A 14,814-nucleotide genomic window follows, 5' to 3' on the forward strand; every position below is an offset into this window, starting at 1 on the left:
AAGCTGACAGTGTATAAATACTCAAATCCAAAGGAGGTTAGGTGTGTGAAGAAAAAACAAATCGCAGTATTACTTGCAGCACTTTTAAGTGTGTCAACGGCAGTGGAAGGCACAGCTGTTATGGGTGCGGAATTTTCTTCAGGGGAAGAGACTGTGGAAACTATGGATCCATCATCAGCGGAAGAGGTAGTGCCTGAGATTGCAGAAACGGAAAATGAAGAGGCAGCAGAAGGTATCTGGATTTCAGAGGAAGAAGAGGAATTTGGAACGGACGAAATTCCGGAAGTTGATGAATTTACATCAGAAGACACAGAAGAACTGACAGATGTGGCAGGAGCAGAACAGGGAACCGGAAGCTATGAGGTAGCGTATATTACGGAAGAGCAGTATAATCATTGCCTGCAGTCAGAAGAACGTCCGGAAATAGAAATGAAAATGGTCGAAGATACAACTCTCTCAAATGCGTTAAACAGCATAGAGGGAGCGAATACAGGATATTGTCTGGTTGTACCTCATGATCTGAGTGGGGAAGAGGATATTGTAGTTCCGGCAGGTCTGAATGTATTTGTTGGTTATTCCGAAGATGTAAAGATCAGGAGCATTACTCCAAATGGAAATATTATTTTCTGGGGTGTTGGAAATGAAACAGAATCCATAGAGATTAAAGAAGGTCAGGGTACTGTTGGATTCCGTCAGCTTTATACATCAGGAGACATTAAAGGAAGCGGGTCCAATGATACAGTTGTATTTTATGAGGATGCATTTGCCGGCGGCATTTCCGGAGTAGAGAATGTTCATTTTGGGAAAGGATGCAGAAGCTTTAATATCAAAGGGACTTCTGAATTCTATAATCTTTATAATGATACAGGATGTACAGATGAAACTTGGGCTGTATGGCTTCAGATAGAAGGATACAGTGAAAAGAAGGCACCGGTATTCCATAAGACATTTGACTGGGGATCAGGAGAATTTGAAGATGAAAACGGAGAACACCGGATCGATGAATATGGGATTGGAATTCAGTATATTGAGTCCTTTGATGTGAAAGAGGGCGAAGACTGGAAGCAATTAGATATTGGACAGAATAAAGTTGCTGCGAAATTTGCCATGTCAGATGTTGATATTACAGAAATGCTGGATAGAACTGGTGTTGCTGCACCGGAGAACTGGTATCAGCTGGATATGGAAGGAAAAACTTGGAGTCCAAATGAAGAGAATATCATTATAATTGATAAGTTCCAGGCCTGTGAAGGAATGTCTGCACAGGAAGTTTTTGAAGCACATGGAAAAGGGGAGTATCCGGAAGGTGGATGTGAGGAAATTGGAATAGTACCAAGCACAGCAATGGCAGAAAGATATATGACTGCATACCAGAAAAAGAATCAGGCAGAAGGATACTATTTGCTGCATATTGGAGAAAAAGCAAAGATCAGCGGTACGCTTACAGTTCCGGAGGGAGTAAATGCTCTGAAGGTGGAAGGTCCTAATCGTTATGATGAGAGTACAAATACTGCTCATTTTATTCCGGTTAATATTTCTTCTGTAAATGTTCCGGCAGGCAAGAAGCTTTCTCTTATGGGAATCCTGGTAAAATCAAACACTCTGATGTTTACAGGAGCTGGAGAAGCGGAACTTCTTAATGCCAGATTAAATACCAATGTAAAAGCAGATAAGCTTCAGATTACAGATGCTGCAGTAAAGAGTCTGGATTGTAAGGAACTGGTTGATGTTTTGGGTGGCAGACTGATCATATCAGAGTATCTGAAATTTGATAAGGCATTCCTTGGGCCGGAAGGAATGGTGATTTACGGACAGCCGGGTGCCTATCTGAATATGGGAGAGATTAAGATCACAGAATCAGATTCTGAGGATGCACTTACGATTTATGTTGGTGTAAATGGAAAGAAACGGGCACAGGCTTATTTCGGTGGTAATGTAGATTCCGGAAAAGTTGTGTATGAGGGAAAAGAGTATTCAAGGCTTGTGGGACTCAGACAGTTTGATGAAAAGGCAGCCCGCAGTGCAGGTGCATTATGTGCGAAAGACTGCTTTGATGAAAGCTACAACTATGACTGGTATGATGATGAAACAGAGAACTGGTGGAGTTATCCCTGCCAGTATAAGGGAGAAAAAATAAATCTTGCCACAATAGGAAGCACAGCAGATGCAGAAAATGTAATGGAAGAAGTGGCAGCTATTCTCAGTCTTCAGGATGACAAGGGAGAAACAAGAATCTGCCGGGTAGAACCACGTTATAAGTATCTGGAAGAATACAAGAATCTTACAGATGGAATTGAGGGAAATAAGAGACTTGCATTCTATTTTGACTGGTGGAGCGAGGAAGGGGAACAAAAAGCAGTAGAAATTCCGGCTTATTTTGAATTTACGGGAAAGAACCTGGAAAGCATCGCATCCGCACAGATTTCAGATATTAAAACTCAGGTCTATGCAGGCAAGGCAGTTACACCGTCAGTAACCGTTACCTTAAACGGTAAAAAACTGAAAAAAGGAACAGACTATACAGTTTCTTATGCAAACAACACAAAAGCCGGTTCTACAGCTTCTGTGATCATTACAGGAAAAGGTCAGTATGTAGGTACAGTAAGCAAAGAGTATAAGATTGCAGCAATTCCTGCAAAGGGTAAAGTCTATACATCCGGAAACCTGAAATATAAGGTGACCAGATCAGCATATAAGGATGGAACCGTAAATGTATATGCACCGGTTAAGAAAACACTGACAAGTGTTTCTGTTCCTGCAACTGTAAAAATCAATGGGTACACCTTCCAGGTAACTGCAATTGGAAATAAAGCATTTGCCGGATGCACAAAACTGAAGAGCGTAAAAATTGGCGCTAAGGTTACTACAATCGGCAAAGAGGCATTTAGCGGATGCAAATCACTGACATCCATAACAATCAGTTCCAATGTCTTAAAGGCAGTTGGTTCTTCTGCATTTAAGGGAATCTCTGCAAAAGCAGTGATCAAAGTTCCGGCAGCGAAATTAAGCGCATACCGGAAACTTCTGAAAGGAAAAGGACAGAAGAACTCTGTGAAGATTACAAAATAAGCAGAAAGGAAAATGAAAAATACGAAAAGTAATTGCGTGAAAACCTTTTATACCATATAATGTATTTATGATATTATGATGAGAATATACCTCTGTTTCAGAGAGAAGGAGATAATATGTTTTCTTTGAAGGATAAGGAAGTAAATGTAGGGCGGCAGAGGGAGCTGGATCTGGTAAAAGGTTTCCTGATGATTATGATCGTATTTATACATTCCTTTCAGAGTATTGCAGGTGCAGCGGCAGCTGAATCCAATGTACATAAAATCCTGTTTGCGCTGTTTATGCCTACAGGTGCCTGTCTGTATCTGTTTACCATGGGGTTTGGAAGTGTTTTTACCCGCCATTCGGAACCTAAGGATATGGTCAGGAATGGGGTAAGGCTTCTGGTATATCAGGGCTTGTGTAATTTGTGCTATGCGGCAGCAATCATAATCTGTTTTCACATAAGAATTTTGCTCACAGGAGAAGTGGCTGGCAGCAGAGAATTATATGAAGCAAACCTGTACTCAGTGCTTACATTTGTAAATATATTTTTTATATCCGGTATGTGTTACCTTGTACTTGCAATCTACCGCAAATTAGAGGTAAAGCTAAGCGGATATATCATAAGTGCTGTAATAGTAGGAATCCTGTCACCATTTACAAAGCTGTTGATTTCTGACAATCAGGCCCTTAACTGGATCTTAGATATGACTTTTGGTGGAAAAGGTGAGACAAGCTTTTGCTTCTTTCCCTATTTGAGCTATGTATTTCTGGGATATGTTTTCGGAAAAGTGATCAGAAGAGTGCCTGAAAATGAAAAAGGTGAGTTCTATAAAAAGAGCGGAACAGTATGTGGAGTGATCGCAGTCATCTGGTTTGTGGGCTGTATCATATCACATCCGAGCGTAGAGAAATTCTTTGATTATATGTTGGTGCAATACAGGACACCGGGACTTTTAAAGGTAGCAGGAAGCTTCTGTGCGATCATATTTGTATTTGCAGTTGCATTCGGGATCATGCCACTGGTGGAAAAATGGAAATTCGGATATAACAAATTATGTTATTTTTCGAAACAGATATCCAAGATGTATGCAATACATATAGGAGTATTTTGGGCAATTGCCGGTTTCTCTGCATTTTACCCATATAATGTAAAGGGATGCCTGCTGTGGTCAGTGGCAGTACTGGTGGCAACAGATTTACTTGTGCAGGGATATATGAAAGTTACAATATTGTTTTTCCATAAATAAAAAGTGAATGTAAAGCTGGGAAAAGAGCTGTAGGAAAAATACAGCTCTTTTCTGCAGAGAATTTTGGAGAAAATTGTATAAAAATTTAAAAAAATATATAAAATTCAAAATTAGGTGTTGACATTCATGAAAATCCATTATATAATAGCAAAGCGAGTTGTGAACGAGAACGATTACAGACTTGTAAATATGGGATCTTAGCTCAGCTGGGAGAGCATCTGCCTTACAAGCAGAGGGTCATAGGTTCGAGCCCTATAGGTCCCATAGATAAAAGAATATGGCGAGATAGCTCAGTTGGCTAGAGCACACGGTTCATACCCGTGGTGTCGAGGGTTCGAATCCCCCTCTCGCTATTGACCAGAGAAATCTGTGAAAGAATATGGGATCTTAGCTCAGCTGGGAGAGCATCTGCCTTACAAGCAGAGGGTCATAGGTTCGAGCCCTATAGGTCCCATAGATATAAAAGAATATGGCGAGATAGCTCAGTTGGCTAGAGCACACGGTTCATACCCGTGGTGTCGAGGGTTCGAATCCCCCTCTCGCTACTATAATAAAAAATCCGTAGATCTGAATTTAAGATCTGCGGATTTTTTTGTGCAAAGTTAAGTGGATATTGAAACATGGGACTTACATGAAATATACAGTATTTTATATATAGAGAGGGATATTTTTCACAAATTGCCGTATTGTCAGATAAGGACAGATACGGTATACTGGTAAAGAATTAGAGGATTGTAGAGAATCATAACAGGATATGCCAGCAGAGGTGTGAAAACTACAAGACGGTTATTCTACAGGATAGCCGTCTTTTTTCCTGTTGTGAACGCTGCAATTTCATAAAATGTTACAGTTCACTAGTACATCGAAAACGATGTACTAGTGAACTGTAACGAAAAATCTGCATTGTGTACCGGGAATTGGTGCACAGTTGCGAAAGAGAGGAAAAGGAATGGAAACACAAGAGAAAAAAACGGCAACACCTTATGACCTTGATGGAAGACCTCCGCTGAAAATTGCGATTCCCCTTGGTCTGCAGCATGTACTGGCAATGTTTGTTGGTAATCTTACACCTTTGCTGATCATCACAGGAGCCTGTGGGATCGAGGCTGGTGGAGCACTTCAGGTAGCACTTTTACAGAACGCCATGCTGATCGCTGGAATTGTGACTCTGGTACAGATTTTTACGATTGGACCGATCGGTGGCAAACTTCCTATCGTAATGGGAACCAGCTCCGGATTTATCGGCGTATGTCAGAGCGTATCAGCAGTAATGGGCAACAGCATCGGCGGATATGGGGCAATTATGGCAGCCTGCTTTATTGGCGGTCTGTTTGAAACCATACTGGGAAGCTTTCTGAAACCATTGAGAAAATTTTTCCCGTCAGTAGTTACAGGTACCGTGGTTTTGTCCATCGGTCTTTCGCTGATCGCTGTTGGAATCAATTCTTTTGGAGGCGGAAGTTCTGCCCATGATTATGGTTCTATGGAGAATCTTTTTGTAGGTCTGGTGGTTTTGATCGTGATCATTGCCTTGAAGCACGGAACAAAGGGATTTACCAGTTTTTCATCTATACTGATCGGTATTATCGTAGGATATATTCTGGTAAGCATTATGGCACTGATTCTGCCTACTACCTTTACTTATGTAGATGATGCAGGTGCAACGGTAGAAGCAACCAAATCCTGGGTCCTGAACTGGGATAAAGTTGCACAGGCTTCCTGGTTTGCAATTCCGAAGCTGATGCCTGTAAAATGGGTATTTGATCCAAGAGCTATTGTTCCTGTATGTATTATGTTTATTGTAACAGCAGTGGAGACTGTAGGAGATATTTCAGGTATTACTGAGGGCGGTCTGGGCAGAGAAGCTACTGACAAGGAGCTTTCAGGCGGCGTTATGTGTGATGGTCTGGGATCTTCCCTGGCATCCTTATTTGGTGTCCTTCCAAACACATCCTTTAGCCAGAATGTAGGCCTTATCGCCATGAACAAGGTCGTGAACAGATTTTCCATTGCAACCGGAGGTATTTTCCTTATTGCCTGCGGACTGTTTCCAAAGCTTGCAGCGGTAATTTCCATTATGCCTCAGAGCGTACTGGGCGGAGCTGCAGTTATGATGTTCTCATCCATTGTAGTCAGCGGTATTCAGCTGATTACCAAGTGGCCGGTAACCCCGAGAAACGTAACGATTGTTTCTGTAGCTCTGGGTCTGGGATATGGAATTGGTTCTAACTCTGCAGTACTGGCACAGCTTCCGTCTTCTATAAGCCTGATTTTTGGCGGTTCCGGAATCGTACCGGCAGCATTGATCGCCATCATTCTGAATATTGTATTGCCGAAAGAGGCAGAAGCACAGGCGAAATAAAATATTTCAATATTTAAAATTAAGGATTGACAAACCGTCTTCACAGTGGTAAAGTATAGCCAAAATTTAACAGACTAAACTGATGAAGCGGAAGTTAAAGCAGTTATGCGCGCACAGAGAATCCGGGCAGGTGAGAGCCGGATGGAAATGCAGGCTGCCAAATGGGCCGCTGAGGGCACAGTGAAAAGCCGGAGTTCATAGAGCTGGCTGAGTATCCTGTGACGTAGGGCATACGTAAGTTGCCGGAAATATGCAGGTATTTCGCAAAGTGTACGGATCAAACCGTAAATCAAGGTGGCACCGCGGGTGAATTATATACGCTCGTCCTTGACAGATAGTATAAATCTGTCAGGGACGGGCGTTTTCATTTTCCCTGACAGATGGTCAAATCAACCACAGGAGGTGTTCCCATGTATCCAACATTAGAAACCATCAGACAGTTTGCACAGAGAAAAGAATACCGTCGTATCCCTTTGTGCAGAGAACTTTACGCAGACAGATACACGCCGGTAGAAGTAATGCGCACCCTGCGAAAAGCCAGCCGTCACTGCTATCTGCTGGAAAGTGCCAGCCAGACAGAAGTATGGGGCAGATATTCTTTCCTGGGATATGAACCATCTATGGAAATTACCTGTACAGACGGTACCCTGAAGATCCGTAAAACAGATGTACAGGGAAAGACAGAAGAAATCATAAAGCAGGTTACACATCCCGGAGATACCCTCCGCGAGATCATCCGGGAATACAGAACTCCTGTTATGGAAAATATGCCTCCCTTCACAGGGGGTCTGGTAGGATATTTCTCCTATGATTACATTAAATACAGTGAACCGAAATTGAAGCTTGAAGATAAGGAACAGCAGGATTTCCGGGATATGGACTTAATGCTTTTTGACCAGGTCATTGTATTTGACCACTTTAAACAGAAAGTTCTTTTGATCACCGGAGTAATGACAGATGATCTGGAGGCATCCTATGAAGCTGCAGTAAAGAAACTGGATGAAATGGCAGAACTCATCCGAAATGGAGAACACATGGAATTCGAGCCGCTGAAGCTCCAGTCCGAAATCCAGCCCAAGTTTCCCAAAGAAAAATACGCAGATATGGTGGAAAAAGCGAAACACTACATTAAAGAAGGCGATATTTTCCAGGTAGTACTTTCCAATCCCATGCGTGCAAAAGCAGCCGGAAGCCTGTTTGATACCTATCGTGTCCTCCGTGCAACAAATCCATCTCCCTATATGTTCTACTTTTCCAGCGATGATATTGAGTTGGCAGGTGCTTCCCCTGAAACACTTGCGAAGCTGGAAAATGGCACATTAAGTACCTTCCCTCTGGCAGGAACCAGACCAAGAGGAAAGACAAGAGAAGAGGATAAAGAACTTGAAGAGGGACTTCTGAAAGATGAAAAAGAGCTGGCAGAACACAATATGCTGGTAGACCTGGGAAGAAACGATATTGGAAAGATCAGCAAGATCGGAACTGTAAAAGTAGAAAAGTATCTCTGCGTAGAACGTTTTTCCCATGTAATGCATCTGGGCTCTACAGTAACAGGGATTATCCGGGATGATAAAGATGCTGTGGATGCAGTGGATGCAATCCTTCCGGCAGGAACCCTTTCCGGAGCACCCAAATTCAGAGCCTGCCAGATCATCGAGGAACTGGAACAGAGCAAACGAGGCATTTACGGAGGCGCCATCGGATATCTGGATTTTGCAGGAAATCTGGATACCTGTATTGCCATCCGCCTGGTTTATAAGAAAAACGGAGAAATCTGTATCCGTTCAGGTGCCGGAATCGTGGCAGACAGTGTACCGGAAAAGGAATTTCAGGAATGCTGCAGCAAGGCAAGAGCAGTGGTACAGGCAATTGAACAGGCACAGGAGGGATTAGAATGATATTACTGATCGATAATTATGATAGCTTTTCCTATAACTTATATCAGCTCATCGGTGCAGTGGAACCGGACATCAAAGTAGTGAGAAACGATGAGTGTACACTGGAAGAAATTGCGGAGATGAAACCGGAAGCCATCATTTTATCCCCTGGTCCGGGACGCCCGGAGGATGCAGGTATCTGTATCCCGGTGATTAAAGAATTTGCGGGAAAGATTCCCATCCTGGGTGTGTGCCTGGGACATCAATCCATCTGCGAAGCTTTTGGAGGAACAGTTTCCTATGCAAAAGAGCTGATGCATGGAAAGAAAAAGCTGATGTATAAAACAGGAGAAAGTCAGCTTTTTAAGGGCCTGCCGGATACCTTTGCAGCAGCCAGATATCATTCCCTGGCAGCGTTAAAGGATACCCTGCTGGCAGAACTTAAGGTGACAGCAGAGTCAGAGGACAGAGAGGTCATGGCAGTGGAACATACGAAATATCCTGTGTTCGGAGTACAGTTTCATCCTGAATCGGTAATGACACCGGACGGCAGAGTGATGATAGAGAACTTTATGGAGGTAGTGAGAAATGATTAAGGAAGCCATTATTAAATTATCAAAGAAACAGGATTTAGCTTATGCGGAAGCAGAAGCTGTAATGGACGAGATTATGAGCGGTCAGGCAACACCTGTACAGATGTCTGCTTATCTTACTGCATTAGCTTTAAAAGGAGAGACAATTGATGAGATCACAGCTTCCGCAGCAGGAATGAGAGCTCACTGTATCAAACTTCTTCACAATCTGGATGTGCTTGAAATCGTGGGTACCGGCGGAGACGGTTCCAATTCCTTCAATATTTCCACTACTTCTTCTCTGGTGATCGCAGCAGGCGGTGTTCCGGTTGCAAAACATGGAAACAGGGCAGCATCCTCCAAATCCGGTGCAGCAGATGTTCTGGAAGCACTGGGAGTGAAGATTACACTGACGCCGGAACGCAGTGCAGAGATCCTGAAAAAGATCAACATCTGCTTCTTGTTTGCGCAGAATTATCACATTGCAATGAAATATGTGGCACCGATTCGTAAAGAGCTAGGAATCCGTACTGTATTTAATATTCTGGGACCATTAAGCAATCCGGCAGGTGCAAACATGGAACTGATGGGAGTTTATGATCAGTCACTGGTGAAGCCACTGGCACAGGTTATGGCAAACCTGGGCGTTAACAGAGGAATGGTTGTCTATGGACAGGACAGTCTGGATGAGATTTCCATGTGCGCACCTACTTCTGTATGTGAGATCAGGGATGGCAAATTTACTTCCTATGAGATTACACCGGAACAGTTTGGATATGAGAGATGTGAGAAGGGTGCCCTGACAGGTGGTACACCTGCAGAAAACGCAGAGATCACAAAAGCAATCCTGAAGGGTGAGGAAAAAGGCTCGAAGCGTCAGGCGGTATGTTTAAATGCAGGTGCAGCACTCTATATCGCAGGAAAAGCCGCTTCCATAGAAGAAGGAGTGAAGCTGGCAGAATCCCTCATCGACAACGGTGCAGCACTGAAAAAACTGGAAGAATTTGTAGAAGAGACTAATAAATAAAAATGAAGAATATATTAGAAGAAATAGCAGCCAGAACAAGAGAAAGAATTGCAAAAGAAAAGTCCTGTATTTCTGTTTCGGAGCTGGAGAACCGGATTCAGGAAGTAAATAAAAATGCAAGGCAGAAAATCACATTTCTCCAGGCATTACAAAAAGATGGTATGTCCTATATCTGCGAGGTAAAGAAAGCCTCCCCCTCAAAGGGACTGATTGCACCGGATTTTCCATATCTGGCAATTGCAAAGGAATATGAACAGGCAGGTGCAAGTGCAATCTCCTGTCTCACAGAACCTTTTTATTTCCAGGGAGCAGACCAGTATCTGAGAGAAATCGCAGCCGCTGTACAGATACCTGTACTCCGCAAGGATTTTACAGTAGATGAATATATGATCTATCAGGCGAAATCCCTTGGTGCTTCCGCGGTATTGCTTATCTGCGCCATCCTGGATGACGGAGAATTAAGAGCATACAGACAGCTTGCAAAAGAGCTGGGACTGGATGCACTGGTAGAAGCACACGATGAGTACGAAGTGGACAGGGCCTTAAATCTCGGGGCAGAGATCGTGGGAGTCAATAACCGGGATCTGAGAACCTTTCATGTAGATATGAACAACAGCATTCGCCTGAGAAAAATGGCACCGGACAATGTGGTTTTTGTTTCCGAGAGCGGAATCCGCACCCCGGAGGATATCCGGCTTCTTTATGAGAATAAAGTGGATGCGGTACTGATCGGGGAAACACTGATGCGAAGCCCGGACAAGAAAGCAGCGCTGGAAAGCCTGAATGGCAGCCCGTTACGCTGAAAGATCGAATATTATCTGAGAGGATAGAATATGACCAGAGAACAACAGCAAAGAACCAAAATCAAAATCTGTGGTCTGAAACGCCCGGAAGACATTACCTATGTAAATGAAGCAAAACCTGATTACTGTGGATTTATCATAGAATTTCCGAAGAGCAGCAGAAATGTTACAGGTGCATTGGTGAGAGAACTTACTGCAAAACTTAATCCGGACATTATCCCTGTAGGTGTTTTTGTAAATGCAGCACCTGAGCGTGTGGAGGAACTGCTTCTTGACGGAACTATCCATATTGCACAGCTTCATGGACAGGAAGATGAGGCATATATACGGAGAATCCAAAAGAATACAGGTGATCAGGTTATAAAGGCCTTTTCCGTAAAAACAGCTCAGGATATTGAAAATGCCCTGAAAAGTCCGGCAGATTATATACTGCTTGATCAGGGTGGCGGTGGAACCGGACAGACCTTTGACTGGTCACTGATTCCGGAGATAGACAGACCCTTTTTCCTGGCAGGAGGACTGGGTGTGGAAAATCTGGAAACAGCCGTCCGGACTATTCATCCCTATGCAGTAGATCTGAGCAGTAGTGTGGAGACGGATGGAATGAAAGACAGAGATAAGATTTTGAAGGCAGTTCAACTGGTGCATATAAAATCAGAAAGAATATAGAATACTCTGACTGACCATCTGACAGGCCAGGGATTACATACATAAAAGGAGGACATATACAGATGTCAAAAGGAAGATTCGGCATCCATGGAGGACAGTACATTCCGGAAACACTGATGAATGCTGTCATCGAACTGGAAGAAGCCTACAACCACTATAAAGATGACCCGGAGTTTAACGCAGAGCTTACAGAGCTTCTGAACGAATATGCAGGAAGACCATCCCGTCTCTACTTTGCATCCCACATGACAGAAGATCTGGGTGGAGCAAAAGTATACTTAAAGAGAGAAGACTTAAACCATACAGGTGCTCACAAAATCAACAATGTACTTGGTCAGGTACTTCTTGCAAAAAAAATGGGCAAGACCCGTGTCATTGCAGAAACAGGCGCAGGTCAGCATGGTGTGGCAACAGCAACAGCAGCAGCTCTTATGGGTATGGAATGTGAAATCTTCATGGGAAAAGAAGACACAGAACGTCAGGCATTAAATGTATACAGAATGCGTCTTCTGGGTGCAAAGGTCAATGCAGTTACTTCCGGTACTGCAACACTGAAGGATGCTGTTTCCGAGACAATGAGAGAGTGGACAAACCGTATTTCCGATACACATTATGTACTCGGTTCTGTAATGGGACCTCATCCGTTCCCTACAATTGTTCGCGATTTTCAGGCAGTGATCTCCAAAGAAATCAAAGAGCAGATCCTTGAAAAAGAGGGCAGACTTCCGGATGCAGTTCTTGCATGTGTAGGTGGCGGATCCAATGCAATCGGAACATTCTACAATTTTATCAATGACAAAGATGTCCGTCTGATCGGATGTGAGGCAGCGGGACGTGGCGTAAATACGGCAGAGACAGCAGCTACCATTGCAACCGGCAAACTGGGAATCTTCCATGGAATGAAATCTTATTTCTGCCAGGATGAATATGGTCAGATCGCACCTGTATATTCCATTTCCGCAGGTCTGGATTATCCGGGAATCGGACCGGAACATGCGCATCTCTATGATACAGGACGTGCAGAATATGTACCTGTCACAGACGAAGAAGCAGTAGAGGCATTTGAATATCTCTCCAGAACAGAGGGAATCATTCCTGCTATTGAGAGTGCTCATGCAGTAGCTTACGCAAAGAAAATTGTTCCGCAGATGAGAAAAGACCAGATCGTGGTCATTACAATTTCCGGACGTGGAGATAAGGACTGTGCAGCAATCGCACGTTACAGAGGGGAGAATATTCATGAATAAGAGAATTACAGAAGCATTTGAAAAAGGAAAGGCATTTATCCCGTTTATTACCTGCGGAGATCCGTCTCTGGAAGTGACAGAGCAGCTTGTCTATGCAATGGAGGAAGCTGGTGCAGACCTGATCGAGCTTGGGATTCCGTTTTCTGATCCTACAGCAGAGGGACCGGTGATCCAGGGCGCAAACGTGAGAGCACTTTCAGGTGGTGTGACTACAGACAAGGTATTTGACATGGTAGTAAAGATCAGAAAGAACAGTTCTGTTCCTATGGTGTTTATGACTTATGCGAATGTAGTATTCTCCTACGGAACGGAGCGATTTATTAAAACTGCCGCAGAGATTGGCATGGATGGGCTGATTCTTCCGGATGTACCATTTGAGGAAAAAGAAGAGTTTGATACTGTATGTAAGAAATATGGAATTGATCTGATTTCTCTGATCGCCCCCACTTCTCATGAGAGAATCGCGAAGATCGCCAAAGAGGCAGAGGGCTTTGTATACTGTGTATCCTCTCTGGGTGTTACGGGAACCAGAACAAATATTACTACAGATATCGGCGCGATGGTGAAACTGGTAAAAGCTGCAAAAGATATTCCTTGTGCAGTAGGGTTTGGGATTTCTACGCCGGAGCAGGCGAAGAAGATGGCAGCGCAGTCGGATGGTGCGATTGTGGGATCTGCTATTGTTAAGTTGTGCGCACAGTATGGGGAAGATTGCGTGCCGTATGTGAAAGAGTATGTGAAGGCTATGAAGGATGCGGTAATGGAAGCTTAAATATTGAAAAGGGGACGCGCAGAAACATATTTCATTTCGTGTGCGGTTTCGGAGCCTAAGAACTTCTAAGCTGCTAAAAATATGCTAAAAACATAAGAAAAATGACCCAAACTCGCCGCATGCTGCAGCTCAGACAGTGGGTCATTTTTCTTATAGCGCATATTTTTATCAGTTAAGAAGTTCTAAGACTCCTGCAAATGCACACGAAATGAAATATGTTTCTGCGCTGTGTATTAGTATGAACTGGAGTAATTCGTATCTTTTATAAGAAAGACCTCAGAATCTGCAGAACTCCGTTTTCCCAGTAGGGCGGGCAGATATTTTTGGCGGCAGCCCGGACTTCGGGGCGGGAGTTGGAGACTGCGTAGCTGAGACCAGCATTCTGAAGCATTTCAATATCGTTGAGGTTATCTCCGAAAGTACAGGTTTCGTCAGGTGAAATTCCCAGATATTCCTGCAGGAAAGCAACGGAAGGACCTTTGCCGGAACCTGGGGCAGTACAGTCCATCCATTCTTTGCCGGCGGCAGCCATAACTGTTTTGTCTTTCCAGGTGGGAGTGAATAAAGGGGCGCACATTTCCTCACAGGCATTGGGGTGGTAAACAGCAAATTTGTTTACCTTCTGTCCCTCAAGTTTTAACATTTCCGGAACTTCATGGATATCATATCCGTAAGAATCTCTCAGCCAGTGAAACATCTGGCTGCCTCCGTCTTCTGCGAAACAGCGTTCAGGTGTGGAAATAAAATAATCACAGGAAGGCATATCCTCTCTTACCATAGAACACATTCCTTTCCAGATTTCGTCCGGTAGAGTATCCACTTTCAAAATCTCCTTCGGAGTCCGTACAACAGTTCCTCCGTCAGAGATATAAAGCAATCTGTCTGCGACTGGAGCAAACAGCTTCCTCTCACTTCGATATTGCCGCCCTGAGCATGCAACAAAAATAATACCCTTATCAAGCAGCCGACCGATTACCTCCATATACTCCCTGTCAATCGCCAGAGTCCCATCCTTCACCAAAGTTCCATCTATATCTGAAGCAATCAATTTAATCATATGAACAAGAAATCCTTTCTATAAAATCCATTTTATAAATTCTCTTTGTAATAAGTCCCTTTTATAATAAATACAATCCCCATTCTATCACGCCGAAATATAACTTGCCATAAAAAATATAGAAAAA

11 protein-coding genes and 4 tRNA genes are annotated in these 14,814 nt (G+C 43.5%); 14 read left to right on the forward strand and 1 reads right to left on the reverse strand.

Annotated elements, in window-relative coordinates; all coding sequences use genetic code 11:
• Positions 1-45 precede the first annotated feature (45 nt).
• From ACTNC6_RS03895 to trpA, 14 genes are all read left to right on the forward strand, one after another.
• The gene (locus ACTNC6_RS03895; RefSeq protein ID WP_441043273.1) at positions 46-3,069 is read left to right on the forward strand and encodes a leucine-rich repeat protein; all 3,024 of its coding nucleotides are present in this window, start codon (positions 46-48) and stop codon (positions 3,067-3,069) included.
• Between the two features lie 116 nt (positions 3,070-3,185).
• Positions 3,186-4,301: a heparan-alpha-glucosaminide N-acetyltransferase domain-containing protein gene (locus tag ACTNC6_RS03900; protein WP_441043274.1), complete on the forward strand. Its 1,116-nt coding sequence runs from the start codon at positions 3,186-3,188 to the stop codon at positions 4,299-4,301.
• A 191-nt stretch (positions 4,302-4,492) separates the two neighbouring features.
• Positions 4,493-4,565: transfer RNA gene (locus ACTNC6_RS03905), tRNA-Val, on the forward strand.
• Between the two features lie 15 nt (positions 4,566-4,580).
• Positions 4,581-4,654, forward strand: a tRNA-Met gene (locus ACTNC6_RS03910).
• A 28-nt stretch (positions 4,655-4,682) separates the two neighbouring features.
• Positions 4,683-4,755 (forward strand) — tRNA-Val (locus tag ACTNC6_RS03915).
• A 17-nt stretch (positions 4,756-4,772) separates the two neighbouring features.
• A tRNA-Met gene (locus ACTNC6_RS03920) sits at positions 4,773-4,846 on the forward strand.
• A 404-nt stretch (positions 4,847-5,250) separates the two neighbouring features.
• Positions 5,251-6,663 carry a uracil-xanthine permease family protein gene (locus ACTNC6_RS03925; RefSeq protein ID WP_441032542.1) on the forward strand — a complete coding sequence of 471 codons (1,413 nt, stop codon included), beginning with the start codon at positions 5,251-5,253 and terminating at the stop codon, positions 6,661-6,663.
• A 410-nt stretch (positions 6,664-7,073) separates the two neighbouring features.
• Positions 7,074-8,561: an anthranilate synthase component I gene (gene trpE / locus ACTNC6_RS03930; RefSeq protein WP_441043275.1), complete on the forward strand. Its 1,488-nt coding sequence runs from the start codon at positions 7,074-7,076 to the stop codon at positions 8,559-8,561.
• Complete coding sequence (locus ACTNC6_RS03935; protein WP_441043276.1) at positions 8,558-9,136, forward strand: anthranilate synthase component II; 579 nt, start codon at positions 8,558-8,560, stop codon at positions 9,134-9,136. The genes trpE and ACTNC6_RS03935 overlap by 4 nt, the downstream gene beginning before the upstream one ends.
• Positions 9,129-10,139 carry an anthranilate phosphoribosyltransferase gene (gene trpD, locus ACTNC6_RS03940; protein WP_441043277.1) on the forward strand — a complete coding sequence of 337 codons (1,011 nt, stop codon included), beginning with the start codon at positions 9,129-9,131 and terminating at the stop codon, positions 10,137-10,139. The genes ACTNC6_RS03935 and trpD overlap by 8 nt, the downstream gene beginning before the upstream one ends.
• Positions 10,140-10,141: 2 nt before the next feature.
• The gene (trpC, locus tag ACTNC6_RS03945; protein ID WP_441043278.1) at positions 10,142-10,942 is read left to right on the forward strand and encodes an indole-3-glycerol phosphate synthase TrpC; all 801 of its coding nucleotides are present in this window, start codon (positions 10,142-10,144) and stop codon (positions 10,940-10,942) included.
• 30 nt (positions 10,943-10,972) lie between these two features.
• The gene (locus tag ACTNC6_RS03950; RefSeq protein ID WP_441043279.1) at positions 10,973-11,611 is read left to right on the forward strand and encodes a phosphoribosylanthranilate isomerase; all 639 of its coding nucleotides are present in this window, start codon (positions 10,973-10,975) and stop codon (positions 11,609-11,611) included.
• Between the two features lie 62 nt (positions 11,612-11,673).
• Positions 11,674-12,858, forward strand: coding sequence for a tryptophan synthase subunit beta (gene trpB / locus ACTNC6_RS03955; RefSeq protein WP_441032558.1), 1,185 nt, complete (start codon positions 11,674-11,676; stop codon positions 12,856-12,858).
• Complete coding sequence (gene trpA / locus ACTNC6_RS03960) at positions 12,851-13,630, forward strand: tryptophan synthase subunit alpha (protein WP_441032561.1); 780 nt, start codon at positions 12,851-12,853, stop codon at positions 13,628-13,630. The genes trpB and trpA overlap by 8 nt, the downstream gene beginning before the upstream one ends.
• A gap of 262 nt (positions 13,631-13,892) precedes the next feature.
• On the opposite strand, the gene ACTNC6_RS03965 is transcribed toward trpA, so the two are convergent.
• Complete coding sequence (locus ACTNC6_RS03965) at positions 13,893-14,687, reverse strand: Cof-type HAD-IIB family hydrolase (protein WP_441032563.1); 795 nt, start codon at positions 14,685-14,687, stop codon at positions 13,893-13,895.
• Between the last annotated feature and the right edge of the window lie 127 nt (positions 14,688-14,814).

It is taken from the genome of Blautia sp. HCP3S3_C4 (assembly GCF_052064095.1).
GTDB lineage: Bacteria > Bacillota > Clostridia > Lachnospirales > Lachnospiraceae > Blautia_A.